General features: G+C 29.6%; 20 protein-coding genes. 15 read left to right on the top strand and 5 right to left on the bottom strand.

Annotation, left to right across the window (positions count from 1 at the left end; translation table 11 throughout):
• Positions 1 to 137: 137 nt before the first annotated feature.
• From ACZ5N4_RS19145 to ACZ5N4_RS19135, 3 genes are all read left to right on the top strand, one after another.
• The gene (locus ACZ5N4_RS19145) at positions 138 to 491 is read left to right on the top strand and encodes an MmcQ/YjbR family DNA-binding protein (RefSeq protein ID WP_464204112.1); all 354 of its coding nucleotides are present in this window, start codon (positions 138 to 140) and stop codon (positions 489 to 491) included.
• Positions 492 to 713: 222 nt separating this feature from the next.
• The gene (locus tag ACZ5N4_RS19140; protein ID WP_464204111.1) at positions 714 to 2,153 is read left to right on the top strand and encodes an FAD-dependent oxidoreductase; all 1,440 of its coding nucleotides are present in this window, start codon (positions 714 to 716) and stop codon (positions 2,151 to 2,153) included.
• A 690-nt stretch (positions 2,154 to 2,843) separates the two neighbouring features.
• Entirely contained in the window at positions 2,844 to 4,817 is a 1,974-nt protein-coding gene (locus tag ACZ5N4_RS19135) for an endonuclease MutS2 (RefSeq protein ID WP_464204110.1), read from the top strand.
• Positions 4,818 to 4,891: 74 nt separating this feature from the next.
• Here ACZ5N4_RS19135 and ACZ5N4_RS19130 read toward each other — a convergent pair whose 3' ends face one another.
• A complete protein-coding gene (locus ACZ5N4_RS19130) occupies positions 4,892 to 5,950 on the bottom strand; it encodes an HD-GYP domain-containing protein (protein WP_464204109.1) in 1,059 nt (352 codons plus the stop codon).
• Positions 5,951 to 6,376: 426 nt separating this feature from the next.
• Here ACZ5N4_RS19130 and manA point away from each other — a divergent pair, with 426 nt between their 5' ends.
• The 5 genes from manA (at position 6,377) to ACZ5N4_RS19105 (ending at position 11,542) form a co-directional block, all read left to right on the top strand.
• Entirely contained in the window at positions 6,377 to 7,318 is a 942-nt protein-coding gene (gene manA / locus ACZ5N4_RS19125; protein ID WP_464204108.1) for a mannose-6-phosphate isomerase, class I, read from the top strand.
• Between the two features lie 233 nt (positions 7,319 to 7,551).
• The gene (locus ACZ5N4_RS19120; protein WP_464204107.1) at positions 7,552 to 8,010 is read left to right on the top strand and encodes a PTS sugar transporter subunit IIA; all 459 of its coding nucleotides are present in this window, start codon (positions 7,552 to 7,554) and stop codon (positions 8,008 to 8,010) included.
• Between the two features lie 22 nt (positions 8,011 to 8,032).
• Positions 8,033 to 9,091, top strand: a complete 1,059-nt coding sequence (locus ACZ5N4_RS19115) for a PTS fructose transporter subunit IIC (protein WP_464204106.1) — start codon at positions 8,033 to 8,035, stop codon at positions 9,089 to 9,091.
• Positions 9,092 to 9,175: 84 nt separating this feature from the next.
• Positions 9,176 to 9,493, top strand: a complete 318-nt coding sequence (locus tag ACZ5N4_RS19110) for a PTS fructose-like transporter subunit IIB (protein WP_464204105.1) — start codon at positions 9,176 to 9,178, stop codon at positions 9,491 to 9,493.
• An 84-nt stretch (positions 9,494 to 9,577) separates the two neighbouring features.
• On the top strand, positions 9,578 to 11,542 hold the full coding sequence (locus ACZ5N4_RS19105) for a BglG family transcription antiterminator (RefSeq protein ID WP_464204104.1): 1,965 nt from the start codon (positions 9,578 to 9,580) through the stop codon (positions 11,540 to 11,542).
• A 97-nt stretch (positions 11,543 to 11,639) separates the two neighbouring features.
• On the opposite strand, the gene corA is transcribed toward ACZ5N4_RS19105, so the two are convergent.
• Positions 11,640 to 12,596, bottom strand: a complete 957-nt coding sequence (corA, locus tag ACZ5N4_RS19100; RefSeq protein WP_464204103.1) for a magnesium/cobalt transporter CorA — start codon at positions 12,594 to 12,596, stop codon at positions 11,640 to 11,642.
• 257 nt (positions 12,597 to 12,853) lie between these two features.
• On the opposite strand from corA, the gene ACZ5N4_RS19095 reads away from it, so the two are divergent.
• On the top strand, positions 12,854 to 13,258 hold the full coding sequence (locus ACZ5N4_RS19095) for a pyridoxamine 5'-phosphate oxidase family protein (RefSeq protein ID WP_464204102.1): 405 nt from the start codon (positions 12,854 to 12,856) through the stop codon (positions 13,256 to 13,258).
• Positions 13,259 to 13,407: 149 nt separating this feature from the next.
• On the opposite strand, the gene ACZ5N4_RS19090 is transcribed toward ACZ5N4_RS19095, so the two are convergent.
• Positions 13,408 to 13,830, bottom strand: coding sequence for an Rrf2 family transcriptional regulator (locus tag ACZ5N4_RS19090; RefSeq protein WP_464204101.1), 423 nt, complete (start codon positions 13,828 to 13,830; stop codon positions 13,408 to 13,410).
• Between the two features lie 220 nt (positions 13,831 to 14,050).
• Between ACZ5N4_RS19090 and ACZ5N4_RS19085 the strand changes: the two genes are divergently transcribed.
• Both ACZ5N4_RS19085 and ACZ5N4_RS19080 read left to right on the top strand, forming a co-directional pair.
• A complete protein-coding gene (locus ACZ5N4_RS19085; protein WP_464204100.1) occupies positions 14,051 to 14,818 on the top strand; it encodes a SatD family protein in 768 nt (255 codons plus the stop codon).
• 1 nt (position 14,819) lies between these two features.
• Positions 14,820 to 15,668, top strand: a complete 849-nt coding sequence (locus tag ACZ5N4_RS19080; protein WP_464204099.1) for a DUF3307 domain-containing protein — start codon at positions 14,820 to 14,822, stop codon at positions 15,666 to 15,668.
• On the opposite strand, the gene ACZ5N4_RS19075 is transcribed toward ACZ5N4_RS19080, so the two are convergent.
• A complete protein-coding gene (locus tag ACZ5N4_RS19075; protein WP_464204098.1) occupies positions 15,642 to 16,040 on the bottom strand; it encodes a SatD family protein in 399 nt (132 codons plus the stop codon). The genes ACZ5N4_RS19080 and ACZ5N4_RS19075 overlap by 27 nt on opposite strands.
• A 336-nt stretch (positions 16,041 to 16,376) precedes the next feature.
• Between ACZ5N4_RS19075 and ACZ5N4_RS19070 the strand changes: the two genes are divergently transcribed.
• The 4 genes from ACZ5N4_RS19070 (at position 16,377) to ACZ5N4_RS19055 (ending at position 21,100) form a co-directional block, all read left to right on the top strand.
• Entirely contained in the window at positions 16,377 to 16,796 is a 420-nt protein-coding gene (locus tag ACZ5N4_RS19070; protein ID WP_178909685.1) for a DMT family transporter, read from the top strand.
• A 43-nt stretch (positions 16,797 to 16,839) separates the two neighbouring features.
• Entirely contained in the window at positions 16,840 to 17,301 is a 462-nt protein-coding gene (locus tag ACZ5N4_RS19065) for a DMT family transporter (RefSeq protein WP_464204097.1), read from the top strand.
• Positions 17,302 to 17,464: 163 nt separating this feature from the next.
• Entirely contained in the window at positions 17,465 to 18,634 is a 1,170-nt protein-coding gene (locus ACZ5N4_RS19060) for an amidohydrolase (protein ID WP_464204096.1), read from the top strand.
• Positions 18,635 to 18,904: 270 nt separating this feature from the next.
• Positions 18,905 to 21,100 (top strand): YhgE/Pip domain-containing protein, encoded by a 2,196-nt coding sequence (locus ACZ5N4_RS19055; protein WP_464204095.1) that lies wholly within the window; start codon positions 18,905 to 18,907, stop codon positions 21,098 to 21,100.
• A 249-nt stretch (positions 21,101 to 21,349) separates the two neighbouring features.
• Here ACZ5N4_RS19055 and ACZ5N4_RS19050 read toward each other — a convergent pair whose 3' ends face one another.
• Positions 21,350 to 21,883, bottom strand: a complete 534-nt coding sequence (locus ACZ5N4_RS19050) for a protease inhibitor I42 family protein (RefSeq protein WP_464204094.1) — start codon at positions 21,881 to 21,883, stop codon at positions 21,350 to 21,352.

Below are 21,883 nucleotides of genomic sequence, written 5' to 3'. Positions count from 1 at the left end.
GAGATTAGCATAGCTCGCAATAATTATAAGATTCTAGTTTATTATTAATAATTGTAGAAGTTTGAGGATTAGTAACAGTTAAATATGTGGTAAAATATTCTTTAAATAAGGATTAGAATAAAGGAGTGACATAGATAATGAATTTACAGGAGTTAAAAAATTATTGTTTAAATAAGAAAGGAGTTTATGAAGACTTTCCTTTTGATGATGAAACATTAGTACTTAAAGTTGGCAGTAAAATGTTTGCACTTACCAATATTAATGAAAAAGATTTAAAGGTAAATTTAAAATGTGATCCTATTATGTCTCAAGACCTAAGAAGAGAATATAATGCAATAAAACCTGGATATCATATGAATAAGACACATTGGAATACTGTTGAAATAAATGGTTCAATAGATGATAAAACTATAAAAATGCTTATTGATATTTCCTACGATTTAGTATTCAAAGGGCTTAAGAAAAAGGAAAGAGAAGAAATATTAAAATAAAAGTTCTAATTTCACCTATATTTTATTTACCTCTATATTAGTAATTATAATTTACAAAATATTTAGATTATATGTTATAATAAGTATAATGTTATTAAATAATACAAATTATCAACTAACAATATTACGTTATTTATACATAATATTTAATGGTGATATAAATTTAAAAGGTGTGACTCTATAATTTTGTAAAAACTTAATTACAAGAATGGAGGGATTTCGATGTATGATGTAATAATAATTGGTGCCGGAGTAATAGGTGCTAACATTGCCAGAGAACTTTCAAAGTACAATCTTGATATTTGTATTCTTGAAAAAGAGGAGGATGTGAGCTGCGGTTCGTCCAAAGCTAATAGTGGTATAGTACATGGTGGATATTCAGACGAGCCTGGTACTTTAAAAGCTGAACTTTGTGTAAAAGGAAACAGAATGTTTGAACAGCTTGAAAAAGAATTAAATTTTGGATACAGAGAAACTGGCTCGCTGGTAATTGCTTTTTCTGATGATGAGAAGAAGCATTTAGAGAATCTTTATAGAGATGGCATTGCCAATGGTGTAGGCGGATTGGAAATAATAGATGGTACTGAAGTAAGAAAAATGGAGCCATACTTAAGCAAAGAAGTAAAATGGGCTTTATACTGCAAAGATTCAGGAATATGTTCTCCTTATGAATTTACTATAGCTTTAGTTGAAAATGCTGTGGAAAATGGTGTGAAATTAAAATTAAATTATGAAGTTAGCGATTTGGAAAAGCTAGAAAGTAGCTTTAAGGTTACAACAAATAAAGAGATATTTGAAGCTAAGTATGTTATAAATGCAGCAGGTGTTCATAGTGATAGTATTTCAAGAATGATAGGAGTAGATGATTTTAATGTTATCCCAAGAAAAGGAGAATATGTTATATTCAATAAAGATCAATCCTATTTGGTGAAAAGAGTGATCTTTCAGGTGCCGACAGAAAAAGGTAAAGGAATATTAGTAACTACCACCTATCACGGTAACCTTATGATAGGTCCAGACGCCCAGCAGGTAGCGCATAGAGAAGACGTATCTACAGACGAAGATTCAATTAAAGCTATTGTTGAAACAGCTAAAAAATCTGTAAGTGGTTTTGATATGAAAAAAGCCTTAACTTCCTTTGCAGGGGTCAGACCTACTAATACAAGAAAAGATTTCATTGTGGAAGAAACAAAGGTGAAAGGTTTCCTAAATGTAACAGGTGATTCTCCGGGATTAACATCTTCACCTGCTATTGCTAAAAAGGTATTAGATATACTTAAAAATTCAGGATTGAATTTGGAGGAAAGGAAGGATTTTGAACCTTACAGAAAACCTATTATAATTAAAAAAAGTGAAGATTTTGATGGGGATGTTAATTCTAAAGAACCAGATAAGCATATAATATGCAGATGCGAAAAAGTTACCGAAGCGGAGATTATAGATGCATTAGAAAGAGGTATTAAAATAAAATCTATTGACGCTATTAAAAGACGTACAAGAGCTGGGATGGGAATGTGCCAAGGAGCTTTCTGTGGGCCAAGAGTAAGAGCATTAATTGCAAAAGCTTTAAATATAAAAGAAGAGGAAGTTCCGCAAAGGGAAGCAAAATCTTCTGATCTTCACAATAGAGTAAAAAGGATTAATATTATGGGAATGAAGTAAAGCTAACTAAAAATAGTATACCTAGTGAATATGAAGTTATTGTTGCAAAAAATGTTTCTTTAAAATATAATATAATCATAACTTATATGGTTATTAAATCCAAATAGCATTAAAGACGCAAATCATGACGCTGAAATGTGTTGTAATATTTAAATGTATCAAAAAAGGAGTATGTTTTATGATAGAGGTTGTTCTTAACTAACTAATTAAATAGTTTCATCTAGAAGTTGTGAAAAAATCTGATTGAATCAGGTTTATTTGCCATGTAATTCTTTTAGATGATTAGTTAAGAACAGGGAAGCGGTTAAATCAATAGGGATATACTTGGGAGTAGTATACCGTGCTTTCAGCACGGTATTTTTATGCCCCTTTTACACAATATCCCTACCTTTTTATTGATACATTTTTAGGCTGCAGGTGAACCTATGTTCATTTGCAGCCTTTTTGCGTCCAGTTTTATTAAGGAGTGATGTTTATGTTAAGTGTAGGAATCTTACTCTAATAAAGTCAAATTCGTTCAACTAAACTTCAGATGGGGTTAAATGCCTAAATGGCATTTAACGGGCGGGGAATCGCCCAGGATTGTAAACTAAAACTCAACCTGAAGTAAGTTTCACTTTATATGCGTCCCAAGATATTAGTAGCAGTTAGCTATAAAACAAACTAGTAAAAAAGTAGGAGGAATAAAAATTGAATAATAATACCATTGAAATATTAGAATATAACAAAATAAAGGAGATAATTTGTGAATATGCTATTTCAGAGCCTGCTAAGGCAATTATAAGAAAATTAGAACCTTCGGCAGATATTAGAGAAATAGAAAACTGGATGAGAGAAACAACAGAATCCAGAGCTATTATAAACAGAAGTTCCAGCGTACCAATTCACAGCTTGACTAATATTGAAAAGATTATGTCTAAACTTGGTAAAGGGGCAGTGCTCCAGCCAGAAGAATTTACGGCAATATACGAACTTTTAAAGGAGGGAGTCAGACTTAAAAGATTCATGGAAGATAAAGTTGTAGTTGCACCTATTGTTAGCAGCTATGCACAATCAATATATGAACTTAAAGAGCTAGAAGAAGAAATAGAAAGATGTATATACAGAAATAATGTTATTGATAAAGCAAGTACAGAGTTATCAAGAATTAGAAAGAAGATAGCCATAGCCGAAGATAGAGTTAAAACTAAACTTGAGAATATCCTAAAGAACTCCAATTACCGTAAATTTCTTCAGGATAACCTTATAAGTATGAGGAATGGCAGATATGTAATACCTATAAAAAGTGAATATAAAAAAGAAATCCAAGGAAATGTTTTAGATAGTTCTGGAAGTGGCTCTACAGTGTTTCTGGAACCTGCTGAGGTTAAGAGAGCACAGGACGAATTAAATTTATTAAGAATCCAAGAGGAAAATGAAGTATACAGAATACTTTCAACATTAACTGTCATGGTAGAAGGCTATGAAAGAGAACTATCAATAAATATTGAAACTATGGTTCATTACGATTTTATTATGGCTAAAGCAAAGTGTAGTAAAGCTATAGATGGGAGATCGGTAAAGATAAATGAAAACAAGTATATAAATATAAAAGGTGGAAAGCATCCTCTTATAGGAAGAAGCGCTGTGCCTCTAAACTTTACTATTGGAAATGATTATAGAAGCCTTGTAATTACAGGTCCCAATACAGGTGGGAAAACAGTAGCTCTAAAAACAGTAGGACTTCTTACTATGATGGTTCAGTCAGGGCTTCATGTACCTGTAGAGGAAGGAAGCGAATTTGCTACATTTTATGATATTTTAGTGGATATAGGTGATGGTCAAAGTATTGAACAATCTCTTAGCACTTTTTCATCCCATATAAAAAACATTATATCTATAATAGAATGTGCTGATCCTCATACTCTTGTTATATTAGATGAAGTTGGTGCAGGAACAGATCCAGGAGAAGGTATGGGGATAGCAGTAGCAGTGCTTCAAGATATATACGATAAGGGAGCAACTATATTAGCTACAACCCATTATAGCGAAATAAAGTATTATGCAGAAAATCAGGAAGGTTTTAAAAATGGATGTATGGAGTTTGATATAAATACTTTAAAACCTTTATATAAATTAAAAATAGGTAAAGCAGGAGAGAGTAATGCTTTTTTAATAGCTTTAAGGCTTGGTATGAGAAAAGAAATTATAGAAGAAGCACATAAGGTTACTTACAAAGAGCAAAAGGATTACTCTAACTATATAAACTCAAAGGATACTATAAACTTAGAATTTAAAGATAATGCAGAGAAGTTAAAAGAAATTCATGAAAATAAGATAAGAGAAGGAGAAACAGCTTCTGCTAAAAGAGCAAGTCTAGAAAAAAATAAGAAAGAATCGAAATTTAAGATAGGAGACTGTGTATATATAAGTACCATGAATTGTAAAGGAATTGTGTGTGAGCTAGAAAATAGTAAGGGTGAAGTGGTCGTTATGGTGATGAAGAAAAAACTTAAGATAAACCATAAAAGACTTTCATTATATATTGATAAAAAGGAATTGTACCCTGAAGATTATGATTTTGATATTATATTTGAAAGCAAAGAGAATAGAAAGAAAAAACATGTTATGAAAAAAAGGCATGTTGAAGGTATGAAAATTGAGTTGAAAAAGAAAGAAGAGTAAAAATAATTGAAAATAAACTCAAACATGTTTTCAAAGAATTATGTTTGAGTTTATTTTGTATTTTTAACTAAGTATTAAATAACTAATTTTTCAATATATAAATTTTTATCTTTTTTTAAGTCAAGAAATTCACTGTCACTAAGCAAAAGTGGCTTTGTTAAGTCATTCATGTGAATTTGAATAATCTTGCAGGAGCGGTTATCGTTTAGTAGCACGGTTTCACCCATGTAGTAATTTATTATATGGTTTAAAAACATAGTGCAATAGTGGCAATCAAGTTTTGTAAGACTTTGTTCCTGAATAATTTTCAGAGATTCCAAAGGTCCCTTAATTTCTTCAGAGTATCTGTTGGAACTAACTTCATCAAATAAATCCGCAATAGCTATTATTTTGGAGAACTTAGGAATTTTATTCTCTTTAACATGTAGAGGATAACCAGACCCGTCCATTCTTTCATGGTGCATAAGTATTGCACGACTTATAGAAGGATCTATATTCGGAATCTGTTTAACAAAATGATAACTTATGACAGGATGAGTTTTAAAAATCTCATATTCATCAGAAGTAAGGCTAGTTGTTTTATCTAATATATCCTTACTTATTTCCATTTTGCCAAAATCGTGCAATATTGCTGCATAAGTTAATAAAGATAACTCATTCTCATCAAGGCCTAGCCATTTGCCTAGTATAAAACTAATAGCTGCCACATTTACACTATGTCTATAAATTGAGTCCTTTTCACTGCCATAAAAAATTATATTTTTTATAACTATTCCGGGTGCATTAAATTCCGCTTGAATTTTTTGTGAAAAAGTTTTTATCTCGTCCAGTTTAGGTACCTTTAGAGAAGATATGTTATTAAATATACTTTCTAAATTTGAAGAAAATTCATTAAAGGTATTTTCAAGTTCTTGCACCGTTTTTATTTTAAGTTTTAAATCTTTATCAGAATTATTGTTTAAGTAAATCTCTACCTTATCGATAACATAGTTATTCTTTAGCTTGTTTATAATTGATTCAGATATAGCAACATCTTTAGCTAGCAATATTTTGCCTTCAGAATATATATCCATAGATGATATCATACCTGGTTGTAATTCGCTGATTGGCAATGTTTTTTTTTCATATATCATATTAATTCACCTCATATATAACTAATAATTCTTTTAGAAAAGCTTTGGTATAGTGATGTTAAGTTTTTTATATCTACAATAATTTTGTACATGATTAAATATATTGTAGAATAAACTAGTAGTATATTACATTTATGTATTTATTATCGTAATTTTTTTGGATTTCTAAATAGAAATATCACAAAAAAAGAATTTCATTTAATTCTTATTTAATTGATATTTAAAATGATATTTAAATTATTAGGAGTAATTTAAATATCACTGTCAGCAGACTGGAAAGTTTAGCTTCCTATTATACTACGGAAAAATCTAATTATATACTTGTTTAACAATTTGCTAACACTTTAAAAACATGGTTTAATAAAGAATAGAAAAATAGAATAGCAATATTATTAAATATATTTTAGATTATAGGAGGAGTAATACATGAAGAAAATTATTAGATTGGAACCTGTTTTTAAATACAGAGTCTGGGGAGGAAGAAACCTAAAAGAATATTTTGGATATGACATACCGACAGATAAAACAGGGGAATGTTGGGCTATTTCCGCACATAAAAATGGAGATTGTATAATAAAAAATGAAGACTTCAAAGAAAAAACATTGTCATGGTTATATGAAAACCATAGAGAATATTTTGGAAACATAGAAAATAAAGAGTTTCCTTTATTAGTTAAGTTGATAGACGCATCTAATGATTTATCAATACAAGTTCATCCAAATGATGAATATGCATATTCAAAGGAAAATGGTCAATTGGGAAAAACAGAGGCTTGGTATATTATAGATTGCAATGAAGATACAGTTTTAGAATATGGCCATAATGCAAATACAAAAGAAGAATTAGTTAATTACATTCAAGAAGGAAAGTGGAAGGAATTATTAACATTTAAGCCTATAAAAAGAGGAGACTTCTTTTATATACCTTCAGGAACAGTGCATGCCATATGCAAGAATACCTTAATATATGAAATACAACAATCTTCAGATTTAACATATCGTGTGTATGATTATGATAGAGTAGATGAAACTACTGGTGAAAAAAGAGAACTACATGTAGAAAAAGCTATAGATGTAATCAAAGTACCTTTTGGAGAAGAGAATAATGTAAAACCAATAATTGAAAAGGAAAATGGGTACGTAAGGACTCGTTATGTTAACTCTGAGTATTTTAACACTGTAAAATTCGATGTGAAAGATAAAGCTCGCATTAATCACAAAGCATTATTTTCACTAGTTACTGTGATAGAGGGAAAAGGAACTTTAGATGGAGAAGAAATTAAAAAAGGTGATAACTTCATAATTCCATTTGGTTATAATGATTTTGCAATCAATGGAGAAGTATCTTTTATTGTGTCAAGTATATAGTATTCAATAAAAAATGATTCAAGGCTATTAAAATAGTTTTGAATCGTTTTTTTTTGTAAAGATAACAAGCTTATTTTGTGTAAGGGGAGTATTAGAAGTGGTTAGCTATCGAATAAAAATTTTTACCACATCATTGTGGTACTAACATTTTAAATTAGTCTAATTGAAATATGATAATATAGCATTACAGGAAAGCAGATATCAAAAATATAGGTGAAGAAGGAGTTCAAATCATGAAAAAACTAATTGAAATTGATTTAGTAGAGCTAGATATTAAAGCAAAAAATAAAGAGGAAGCTATATTAAGTTTAGCAGAAAAGCTATATAAAGCGGATAGGCTTAATGATAAAGAAGAATATGTAAACTGTGTTATGAGAAGGGAGGAGTTATCTACTACTGGTATAGGTTTTGGAGTAGCTATACCACATGGTAAAACTGACGCTGTAAAAGTACCAAGTCTATGTTTTGGCAGATGTTTAGAAAAACTAGAATGGGAATCATTAGACGAAAAGCCTGTTGAAGCGGTATTTTTAATTGCAGTACCAGAAAAGGCAGCTCAGGATGAACATCTAAAAATATTGGCAGCTTTATCAAGAAAGCTTATGAATGAAGATTTTAGAGATAAAATTTTCAAAATAGAGGACAAGGAAGAATTGCTAGAGTTGCTAGAAGGAATTATAGATAATAAGTAATGAAATATTAAGGAGGGATATTATGAAAAATGAATTAAAAAATTTAAGGGGTTATTTAATGACAGGAGTATCTCACATGATACCAATAATAGTAATAGGTGGGGTGTTAATAGCTGCATCTATAGCTCTTAGTGGGGTAAAGGCAGGCACCGGTGCAAATGTTACAAATCCCATTCTGAAGGACGTATTAAATATAGGAGCTAAGGCCTTCGGGTTAATGGTTCCTGTTTTAGCAGGATATATTGCTTTTGGTATAGCTGATAGACCAGGACTTGCACCAGGCCTTGTAGGTGGTGCATTAGCAAGTGAAATTGGAGCAGGATTTTTAGGCGGTATTGTAGCTGGTTTTGTGGCAGGATATACAGCAAAATGGATAAAGTCATGGAAAGTTCCAGCGCAGATAAGAGCAATAATGCCTATATTTGTAATTCCACTTTTAAGCGCATTGGTGGTTGGTGTAGTTATGTATACAATAGGAGCTCCTATAAGTAACCTTATGAAGGCAATGACAGCTGGACTAAAGAATATGGGATCAGCAAATTCAGTACTTCTTGCAGTAATAATGGGATCAATGATAGCCTTTGACATGGGAGGACCAGTAAATAAAGTTGCATTTATGTTTGGATCATCAATGATTGCGGAAGGTGTATCTACAGTAATGGGCCCAGTGGCAGTAGCAATATGTATACCACCTCTTGCTATGGGGGTAGCTACATTATTAAAACCTAAGAAATATACTAAAGAAGAACAAGAAGCCGGTAAAGGTGCATTAGCTATGGGACTCATTGGTATAACAGAAGGTGCAATACCCTTTGCAGCATCAGATCCAATAAAGGTAATTCCTTCAATAGTAGCAGGATCTGCAGTTGGAGCAGCTATAGCAGCAATAGGTAAAGTAGCAGACCATGCCCCACATGGTGGCCCTATTGTACTGCCAGTAGTAGATAACAAGATAATGTTTATAATAGCAATTTTAGTAGGCGTTGTTGTAGCAGCAACATTAGTAAACTTGTTGAAGAAAGAGGTAGTAGAAGAAACAAAAGAAGATGAAGATAATGTAGAATTTAATATAGAGTTTTAATAAAAATATAATATAGATGTAAAAATAATGTATAATTATAATTCAACAGTATTGTTATAATCAAAAGCAAAGGAGATAATATAGATGAAGATATTGGGTGTAACGGCTTGTCCAACAGGAATTGCACATACTTATATGGCAGCAGAAGCTTTAGAAAAAGAAGCAAAATCAAGAGGATATGAAGTAAAAGTGGAAACGCAAGGGTCAATAGGAATAGAAAATGAAATAACAGAAAAAGATATAAGTGGTGCAGATGTAGTTATATTGACAAAAGATATAGCAATAAAAAATAAAGAGAGATTTAAGAATATACCTACAGTAAACGTTGGCATAGGAGATCTCATAAAGAAAACTTCAGCGCTACTTGATAAGATTGAAGAACATTTAAAGAAAAATAAGTAAAAATACTTTAGCTTCCCAATATTGTATCTAAAATATTGGGAAGCCAATTTCATTTTTATCAATATATGCAAAGGAGAAAACTTCATGGAGGATAGAATTGTAGAAATTATTAAAATACTACTTAAAAGTGAAGAAAACTTAACTATTGATAAAATAGCTGAAAAGATTAATGTATCAAATAAAACTATTAGAAATGATTTGAAAAAAGTACAGGAACTAATAGAGAAAAATGGACTAACTCTAATTAGAAAAACAGGTGTGGGAATAGGGGTTGATGGTTCTACAGAAAACAAAATTAATTTATTACAAAAAATAAAGGAAAAGCGCAGCTATGTGGAACCCTGTTCTTCAGTTAACAGGAAACTTTATATACTAAAAAGACTTTTCACCAGTAAAAAAAGAGTGACCACTACCGAAATAGCAGAAGAGTTATATGTATCGATTACTACTATTCATAAGGATTTAGAAGAGGTCCAAAAGTGGCTTGAAAATTTTAGTTTAACTTTAATAAAGAAAAGAAATCAAGGTATAGAAATTGAGGGAAAAGAAGAAGATTATAGGAGAGCTATTTCGGAAGTGCTTTCTCAAACTAAAAATATAGAAAAATCACAGCAATCATTTTTTACAGATTATAAAGGACGATTAGACTGTAAAACAATATCTCAACTTAAAATGTTGATTAACATAGACTATGGGAAATTAGAAGAATTATTAAAAATTGTAGAGATAAAGATGAATTTTTCCTTTTCACAGGAAGCATATATAAGCTTATTGATGCATATTGCTATATGCATAAAAAGAATTAAAGAAGGTTGTGATATTAGTTTATCAGAAAAAGTTTTAAACAATATATATAACACAAAAGAGTTTAGATCCGCAAAAGATCTTAGTGAAGAAATAGAATCTCACTTTAATATAAAAATTCCAGAATCTGAAGTCGGATATATAACTCTTCACATATTAGGAAGTAAGATGCAGGAGAAGGATTTAGCATACTTTCCTTTAAATCAGGTAGAAGAGTTAAAATTAGAGGAAGAAATAGCAAAAAATATTATAGGTGTTGCAAGCAAATCTTTGGATATAGACTTTACTCAAGATAAAGCTTTTTTAAATGGATTGATACTGCATTTAAGGCCAACTATTAATAGATTAAAATATGGTCTGAATTTAAAAAATCCCATGATTGATGATATAAAAGCTAACTATCCAGAAATATTTGGAGTAGCCTGGATGTGTAGTACTATATTTGAAAAATATTTAGATTTAAAAATTCCAGAGTCTGAAATAGGATATATTGCACTTCATATAGGTGCAGCAGTTGAAAGAAATAAGAAAACTATAAAGACACTAGTAATATGTCACAGTGGAATAGGTACTTCACAGTTGGTTTCTGCTAGACTTGAAAGGGCCTTTAAAGAAATAGAAACAATAGGCATCGTTTCTTCTGTGGACATTAAGAAAGAATTACTGAATAAATCGGATATGTTAATATCTACAGTACCTTTAGATATTAACAGGCCTATTATAGTTGTAAGCCCCCTTATGACAAAGGAGGATATAAAGAAGATAGAACAATATATTGAGCATAACTTTAATGAAATAGAAGGAGAAAAAAGAAAGTATATAAAGAAGGAAATTTTCTACAGAAGCAGGAGATTTAACAATAGAGAAGAAATTATTTATGATATGTGCAGAGTATTAGCGGAAAAGCAATATATAAATGAAGAGTTTGTTAATGATGTAATATTAAGAGAAAACTTGATGGCCACAGAAGTTGGAATGGAAATAGCTATTCCTCATGGAGAAGCAGAAAATGTTAAGGAATCTTGTATTGCTTTAACAGTATTAGAACACCCAATAAAGTGGCATAAAGAATACATTAAATTTGTATTTATGCTTTGTATAAATGAAAAAGATAAAGCTAAAATGAAAAACATAATAAGAAACTTATACAGACAAATGAATGACGATAAATTTTTTGAAAAACTAAAAAATGATAAAAGTGCTAGTATAAACATTTTAAATGAGCTAGAAGATAAAATATTGTAGAAAAGGAGTTTGTCAGTAAATTTTTTTAAACTCTATTAAAAATTTTAAATATGGATATATACTATTGTTAAGAGGATAAATCATTTAGATTATCCTCTTAATCAATATCAAACCAGCCTTTTCTTTTAAACCATGTAAACATGAAAATCCCAATAAACAACATAATGCCTAGTACTATAAAATAGCCATATCTTAATTCTAACTCAGGCATATATTTAAAGTTCATTCCATAAACACCTACTATAAATGTAAGAGGAATAAATATTGTAGTAACTACAGTCAGCAGCATCATTATTTTATTCATCTTATGAGAATTTACTGAAAGATAACTGTCTCTAAGTTCGGAGGTTAAGGCTAAGCTTGATTCAATCATTTCTGTAAGTCTTAAAAGGTGGTCATATACATCAGAAAAATATATATGTTTTTCTTTGATATCTTTTAAATGATCAGAACTTAAAATTCTGTATGCTAGATCACGCATTTGAGTTATTATTCTTCTTAATCTTAGAAGGTCTGAACGAACCTCAAAAGTTCTATCTAAAAGTTTTCTCAAGGATGCTCCCTTTACGTTATCATCAATTACATCTATCTGGTCTTCAAGTCTATATACAGCTGGGAAGTAGTGGTCAACTAGTTTATCAAGTATTTGATAAAAAACATATATGCTGCCATCACCCCAGGAGTTTTCTGTAGTATTAATTTTTAATCGTACTTCTTCAATTTCTTCAAGATGAGTTTTATGATAGGATACTATAAAATTACTTCCTACGAATAAATCCACTTCACTAGGAGTTAGTCCATTATTATTTAATGCATGAAGAACAAAAAAATTATAATTATCATAGTAATCAAGTTTTGGTCTTTGGAGAAAATGGAGACAATCTTCTATTGCTAAATGATGAAAGTGAAAATGAGTATCTAGTAAAGCAGACTCACTTTCGTCAGAAGAATCGAAATCTACCCAGTACCATTTTATATTTGTTCCGTCAAGTTCATTAAGAGGCAAATCTTCTTTTAATTGCATATCCTTCGTAATAGCTAATGTATGAATCATATATATCCTCCAATTTGTCTTTACTTATTAAACAACATATAGATATTACTACTGCCAAATAATAATGTCAATCTTTGTTATAGTACAAGAGTTTTTTTGTAATACTCTTTAGATATCTATAAAAAACTAATACTTGACAAATATTTTTGTTGAAACTATAATGGTTACAACAAGAAAGAAATTGAATTAAAAAATTTTTTATGAAAATAATATACAATAAACTTTCTTGGTAATATAAACTTTTGGAGGTACAGAATATGACTATTGAACAAGTTAAAGAAATTTTAGCTGATGGAACAGCAGGGTATTTTGCAACAATGAATGGAGAACAGCTTGAGGTTAGAGGATGGCAGTTTCAGTTTGCAAAAGGAAACAAGTTCTATTTTGGTACAGCAAATACAAAAGATGTTTATAAGCAAATGCAAGCTAATCCACAAGTAGCATTTGCGTGTACCAGCAATGAATATAACGTTAGAATTTCAGGTAAGGCAATTTTTGTGACTGACCATGAACAAAAAGAAGAAGCTTTTGCTAAATTTTCACCTGCAGTTCAAGGCATGTATAAAAGTGCATCTAATCCGGTTTTTGAAATTTTTTATATCGAAAGCGGAGAAATTAAGATTAGTAAAGGATTTGAACCTTTTGAAACAATAAAATTCTAATATTTTGTAAATTTTAATATAAAAGTTGTCAGCGGCAGCAAGTTATCATATAAATAGAAAAGCATAATATAAGGTAAATATACTAGATATTCTTATCTTATATTATGCTTTTTTATTTATTTAATTTTACAGTTTTATCATGACAAAACTTACGGGATTTCATTTATTCCATCTATTATATCTTGTATAGTTACCTTTTTTAGCTCATTCTCCATTGCATTTTGAGCATTTCTAAAGGCAGAACCTAATATAGATTCAATATTAGCGCCAACCTTACATTTTATGTTACCTTTGTGGAAATTAAAAAGCTTGTTATCTTCAGTAACTTCAACGGCATTGTATACATCAAGTAGTGTTATTTCAGAAGCAGCTTTCAGAAGAAATGTACCGCCAGTACCTGCTTGAACATTGACAAGTTCTGATTTTTTTAAAAATCCTATAATTCTGCGAATTAAAACAGGATTAGTGTTTACACTTGAAGCAATAAATTCCGATGTACAATTTTTATCTGTAATTGCTGATAAAATTAAAATATGTACAGCAATTGAAAAACGACTGCTTAATTTTTTCATTTATTCTCACCTCTTAATGTAATCATAATAGTTATAACATGGTTTATTGTCAAGCTAAAATGTTAAAATACATAATATATGTTATGATAGCTGATAATAAGGTTTTAATTTAATGGTTTAATAAGCATAAAAAATGGTAAATATATAAATTAGTTAGTTTATGATATAATTTTAATTGTAAAAATCAATTAAGATAAAAATATTTTAAGGTGATGATAAAATGGATTTACTTAGCGTTATAAACATAGATATAGCTGGGTCAAGAAAATTAAAAAATAGGCAAGTTATACAAGAGGAGTTAAAGTCGTACATACAAAAGTTAAATATTGAATTCAAAGACATATTGGTAGCTCCCATATCAATTACTTTAGGAGATGAATGGCAAATTGTTTTAAAGAATCCCAATAAAAGTTATTATGTTATAAGTATATTTCAAAAGTTCTTAAAAAAGAAAAATATAAATATATATGCAGGAGTCGGTATAGGAGAGATTAGCACTAATATATATGAAGATACAGCATCAATGGACGGTGAATGCTTTATTAAGGCAAGAGAAGCATTAAATATAGTAAAAAGTAAAAATAGATATTATAACAAAAAATTGAATAGTAAAAATAATAATATATATTTTAATGCTGAAGGAGTTTCTTTTATAAATGAATTTATAAAGAAAGCCCTTATATTTAGTGAGATAGCACTTACTACTATTGAAGAAAAAGGATATGATTTGTCTATAAATAAAATTATCAATACTCTAATTGAAAATAATGAGATTCTAAAACATAAAATAACGAATAAACAATTAGAAATAATAGAATTATATGAAGAATTAGGCTCATATAATAATATAATTAAGCAAATACCAGATCTTTCTAAAGCGGATATTAGTCAAAAGTTAAATGCTTCTAATTATTTTGTAATTAATAATAATAATTTTATTATAGAATGTCTAATAGATTCCTATTGCAAAATGAGAAAGGATATATAAAATGAATTTAAGTATTCTTTTATTACTTATTATAAGTCATTTAATTTGTGATTTCATTTTTCAAGGTCAATATATCTTAAATATGAGATTTAGCAAAAATTTTAAGGATAACTTAATCGGAAATGCAATACATGGGCTTACTCATTTTTGTACAATGTTTCTTATTTTAATTATATATAGTAGTCTATATAAATCTTCAAAACTTAATTATATATATTATTTTCAAATTTTGTTTTGTATAGCCTTTTTACACTCTATAATTGATGAAATAAAGACTTTTATGATTAAATTAAAACCTTCTTTTGAAAATAGTATTTTTATATTCATAACAGATCAGTTAATACATATTTCAATAATAGTTATATTTATATCTAATTTAAATATCAAAAATATTTCGAATTTATTAATTAGTATTATTAGCAATTATCCTTACAATATTGGAATGTTAGATAGATGGCTTATAGTAGGTACCATTTTTTTATCATGTACTTGGGGAACTGGGATATTCATACGTAAGTATATCCAAGCTATAAATTTAAAAGTATATAGAAAGCTTATAGATAAAAAACTTATAATAGTTAAAAGTGTTAAAGAAACGGATATAGGAAGTCCAAATGGTGGATTTACGATAGGAATATTAGAGCGAATTTTTATAATTTTAGTAATGGCTATTGGACAACCCTCTATGGTAGGTTTCGTACTTACTGCAAAGTCAATTGCAAGATTTAAAAAAATGGATGACAGTAACTTTGCTGAATATTTTATTATAGGTACTTTTATAAGTTTTATTTTAGCAATTTCAGGAGGTATAATAATAAAAACACTACAGGTTATTCCAGTTATCAAATAAAATAACTAAGGGTAAATTATTTCTTTTAGCATATTTTAAGGCTTCTCTTGCTCTATAGAAAGAAGGTCCATCCAATTGATTTACAGTTAACTCAAAATTATGAATGCATATATCTCCAATGCCTATTCCAGCATAAAATTGTATATCTGGGATAAAACTTTTAAAAAAATCTATCAGTTTTTTATAATCACAAGGATATTTTAAAAGTCCTTGCCATTCATCGCCTGTAGTTATTAAAAATGGAGATACAATGATATTTTTAAATTCTGTATTGGCTTTCTTTAACATATCAATAATTTTATATTGCACTTCTTCTCTATTTTTTAATTTTCTAGAAGATTTAAGGTCACAAATTAAGGTACAATAAAACATAAATACCTCCTATTAAAGAAGTAAAGGTTTTATACTTAACTATGTCAAAGTTAAGTTTTAAATCTTTACTATTTGCTTTGTAAAAATTATTGAAATAAGGTTAATTCATTAATTATAATATGAGTATTTTATAGAATTGTGATTAATATGAAAGCATAATTCGTTGAAATACAAAAATACTATCTTAGGACAAATGTCCTTTAACTGTTTTAACTTATAATGTAGTATCTATTACAGGAGGGATAAGATGAGGAAAAACATTTTAGAATATCAAGATGGGAAAATTATAATTATTAATTTGGAAAAACTAAAAAATCAGGAGGTGAGGTTACTACAATGAATGTGATTTTAGCAATAACAGCAGGAATTTTTTTATCTATAATGATAACATTGAATGGATTATTGAGTAATTATTTGAATGTATTTGAGATTAGCTTTATTGTTCATATTATTGGAGTAATTTTGTTAGTTTTATATATAAAACTAGTTAAAAAACAGTCTATAGAATTTGGAAAAGAATCTTTTCTACTATATTCCGCTGGTATATTAGGGGTTATTTTAGTTTCAGCAAATAGCCTTAGTTTTAAACTAGTAGGAGCTACGTTAACGATAGCACTATCATTATTAGGACAAATAGTAATTTCAGCATTAGTAGATCACTTTGGATTCTTTGGAGTAAAAAAAGTTAAATTCAAAGTACAGAGATTGCCGGTTTTTATAATTATCTTTATAGGTTTATATTTAATAATAAAATAAATATTAGATTACATGAACTTTTAATAAGAATAGAGGTGGATACATGATAGTTGGATTAGTGCTAGCACTTGTAAGTGGATTTATAGCAGTAATTTCTAAGATGATTAACTTTAAGTTATCAGAAAGGATAGGATTACTTAATGGAACTTTAGTAAATTATGTTGTGGCATCAGTTATTTCAATACTAGTTGTCCTTGTAATAAGGAGTAATAATATCTTTAGCTTAAGCATTATGAAGTCAGTTCCGGCATGGGTATATTTAGGTGGAGTTTTTGGATTGGCAGCATTAGTGTTGACAATTATTTCGCTACCAAAGATTCCAGTGACGTACTCAACAATTTTAATTTTAATCGGTCAATTAGCTACTGGCTTTGTAGTAGATATAATAATTAGTGGGAAGTTTTCATGTGTTAAGTTTTTGGGTGTTGTTTTGGTAACTTTGGGTATTTGTATAGACAAACTATTTTTAAATTATTTAGAGAAAAAGAAGGTAAAAGTATCTTAGTTTAAATAGACTTCATCTCTTAAGTAGCCTCTCATTTGCTATTTTCAGAATAGAGTTCAGTTACGAGTATATTATATGTATAATGAAACATTTTAAGTAAATAATAGACTTTAGAATTCTATATGATCGAAGAAATCATTACAGCAAATTATGAGGTGAAAGCATGCAGCCTATATTGCTAAAAAATTGCGTATTAATAAATTTTGATAACTACAGCAAATCGAAAAAAGACATCTTGTTGAGAAATGGGAAAATAGAACAGATAGATGACAATATAAATTTTGAATCAGATACATTAAGAGTTATTGATGTTGAAGAACATTATACATTACCTGGATTCATAGATTGTCACACACATATGGGTATAATAGAAGAAGCTACCGGAAAGTTAGGTATAGACAACAATGAAATCTCAAATCCAGTAACTCCGCACCTAAGAGCAATAGACGGTATAAATCCTCTTGATATTTCATTTAAGGATGCAGTGAGAGCTGGTGTTACTTGTGTTATGAGTGGACCAGGGAGTAATAATGCAGTTGGAGGTCTAAATACAGTATTAAAAACTTATGGAAAAATAATTGATAAAATGGTAGTTAAAAATCCATATGGGCTTAAAATAGCATTGGGAGAAGACCCTATGTCATGCTATGGCAATAATGGAAAGTGCCCTGTAACCAGAATGGGGGTAACCTCTTTAATACGAGAGTTGTTTATGAGAGCACAGGATTATATGTTTCAAAAGGAACAGGATAAGCTTAAAGAAAGGGACATTAGGCTTGAGGCTGTTGTTCCACTGCTAAAGGGAGAATTAACTTTAAGGGCTCATGCACACCGTGCTGATGATATAGTTTCAGTCATAAGAATAGCAGAGGAATTTAATATAAAAAAACTTGTTGTTGAACATGGTACTGAAGCTCATCTTATCAGTGATTATTTATTAGAGAAAAATGTGCCTATAGCATTTGGACCAATATTAACACCGAGAATAAAGATGGAACTTAGAAAACGTAACTACAGTTCTGCACTTCATTTAGTAGAAGCAGGTGTTAAAATAGCGCTTATAACAGATCATCCATATAATTCTATAGATCAGCTAAGATCAGTGGCTTTGCTTGCGGTTTCAGAAGGATTAAAACCTTTAGATGCATTAAAATCAATAACAATCAATGCAGCGCAAATATTAGGATGTGATGATAGAATTGGAAAATTAGAAGCAGGATATGATGCAGATATAATTATATTAAATGGAGATCCACTTGATATGATAAATACAAAGGTTGTAACGACAATCATAAATGGAGAAGTTATTTATGAGAGAAAAAAGCTTCAATAGTATATTTCTACAATACTTATGACTTTAATGATTACTCAGGAATAGCTTTATATAATAATGGAACGTCATAAGGGAGAGCTATGGAATAGAATATAAAGAGCTTAGATATAGTAGGATATTACTATTCTAAGCTCTTTTACTCCATAATTATTTAATAGGTAATTTTAAAATAAACTTGCGTCGCTATGATGGTTTAGTATAATTATGATAAAATAGTAAATAACATTAGTAAATATTTTACAACGTTCAGTGAAACGGGGGGCGAGATTTATGAAAAATGTCTTTCAGAATTTAAAAAAAGATATGAAAAATATTTTTAAAATTTATAAAAGAGACATAAGAAACATATATACAAACTATGTAGCGCTGATAATAATATTAGCCCTAACTATTTTGCCATCACTTTACGCATGGTTTAACATCAAAGCTTCATGGGATCCCTATGGAAATACTAAAAATCTTTCAGTAGCAGTAGTTAACTTAGATCAAGGTTCAGAATTTAGAAACGTTAAAATTAATGTAGGAAATGATATGGTAAAAAAGTTAAAGGATAACCAAAGCATAGGTTGGAAATTTGTCAGTCAAAGCGAAGCTCAAAATGGAGTAAAGACAGGTAAATATTATGCTAGCATCACAATCACGAAGGATTTCTCGGAAAATCTACTTTCTATTGCAAAAAAAGATACACCAAAAAAAGCAGAACTAATTTATGCTGTTAATGAAAAGATAAATGCCATAGCGCCTAAAATTACGCAAAAAGGAATAACTGGTCTTCAAGAGGAAATAACAAAATCATTTATTCAAACTTGTAGTGATACAGTTCTTTCTTATATTAACCAGTTTGGAGTTGACTTAGAACATATTAAACCACAGCTTCAAGGTATTATTGATGTTATCCTTGATATAGATAATAGGATGCCTGAAGTTGGCAGGGATATAGACAATGCCTATGCAAGCTCTTTAGTACTTCAGCAATATGTACAAAATGTACAAAAAAATGTACCTGTTATATCTGACACATTGAACAAAACAGTGGATATTGCTAAAACAAGTAATGAAGTAATAGGGAAATCAACAAATTCACTGCAGACTATATCACCAGTTATAAAAGCAGATTTAGCACTTATAAAAAGCTCAACGGATACAGCTAAGACTCTTTTAAATGGGGCTAAGTCCTTTGAAGCATCTGATAGCGGTAAGATTAGAGAGGTTTTAGTCACAGTGAGCGCTAGGTATGGTGATGGAATAGAAAGACTTAACCGTGGTATAAGTTTGCTTCAATCCATTAATAAAACTTTAAATAATAATGTTATAGCAAACTTTATTGGTCAGCTTCAGAGTACTAAAAATCAGATGGCAAACCAAAAAGCCTATGTTGATTCTATGATTAGTAGTATAGATTATGGGAAACAAGTTTTACCTGAAAATATAGATGCTGCAATAGACGGAGCTAATAAAGTTTCAGATTTAACAGGTAGTATGATTAGCAATTTTGATTCAGTAACAGCTCCAGCAATTGAAAATACAATGAAAAATTTTGCAGGAATTTCAAATAATACATTACAACTTTTACAAAATGCTCAGCAGAACATTCCATTAGTCGATAGTTTACTGCAAGGAGTCAAAACTGGAACTGATATAGGAGTAAAAGGATTAAAGGAAGTTAAGGATAAATTTCCTACAGTTCAAAATGATATACACTCAAATGCCGAGAAGTTAAGAAGTTTAAGTGGTGATAAAAAATTTGATGAGATTGTAAGGATATTAAAAAGAGATGCAAAAGCAGAAAGCGATTTTCTATCAGATCCAGTGGAGATAAAGCAGGACAGAATTTTTCCAATACCAAACTATGGTTCAGCTATGGCTCCTTTTTATACTATACTTGCTCTTTGGGTAGGAGCTTTTATACTACTTTCATTGCTATCAGTAGAAGTTAAAAGCTTTGATGATGGATTAGAAATAAAGGCAGGAGATCAATTTTTTGGGAGATATCTTACTTTTGTAACTATTGGAATTATGCAGGCTTTTGTAGTAACAATGGGTAACTTATTTCTCTTAAAAACTTATGTTTCAGCCCCTTTTATATATGTGCTGTACGGAATATATGTAAGTATTATATTTAGTATGATTATATACACTTTAGTATCTGTTTTTGGAAATGTAGGAAAGGCCTTAGTGATGATAGGGTTGGTACTACAGGTTTCAGCTTCAGGAGGTACATTCCCAATAGAATTGACACCATCCTTTTTCCGATATATAAATCCTCTATTACCTTTTACCTATGCTATAGGAGGAATGAGAGAGGCAGTTGGAGGTATTTTAAGAAATGTACTAATTCACAATATGTCCATTTTATCCTTATATTTTATTGCATCGATATTAGTTGGAATTTTTTTAAAGGAAAAGGTGAATAAGATAGGTAAAAAATTTGTTCATCAATTTAAAGAAAGTGGATTAGTTGAGTAAAACTATAGGGTTTCAATTTTGAAACATTTACTAGGCTTATAAACTCTTGAGTTATCAAGAGTTTATTTTTATTCATCAAAAATTCGTAGGATTGGAAAATCACTTCAATATCAGATATGTCGTGATACAAAGACTAGCTAAAGATCTCGGATAAAATGAAGTATAATTAAAAAACAATTATCTAGGCACAGATGATTTAAAAATATGTTATTATCATGAATTATTGAATTCTGTGCCCAGAGAAAACAACTATTGTACGTTAATGTTTAGATTAAAAGTATGAATAGTTGAATTGGGCTCCCACGATTGCTTATATTCTAATTTAAGAGATGTCTTCCCGGTTTTAATAGCTTGAAACAACCAGCGATTTCTTAAAGCCCTGCCTGGTACTAACTTGGGGTTAAATGAATCAACTATGGAGAGGTTTTCAGTGTTTTCTATTACAGATTTATCAAATTCTAGAAGTACCCAAGAGTAACCTCCATCATAACCTTCATTAGGAAGGGTTACCTGAAGAGTTTCACCTTTTTTCAAAGTGATATTTTGATTGTTGAAGTCTCCATCAATTTTTATTGCATCCGAATTAATAGTAAAAGGCATACAAAATCCTTTTCTTATATCAAGATGCTCTACTTTATCAAGAATACACAGCATATATGAGCGATTGGTTTTGTAGTCATTAATTGGGGTAACTTTAATCTGTTTGTGATCATCTGATAATGCAAGAGTTGTTTGTACTTTATTATTTTTTTCATCTAAGATAAAAATTGATGAATCATTCAT

The sequence above is a fragment of the Clostridium nitrophenolicum genome, from assembly GCF_055391695.1.
The sequence above is the reverse complement of the archived record's forward strand: the minus strand, read 5'-3'. Positions and strand labels throughout refer to the sequence as shown.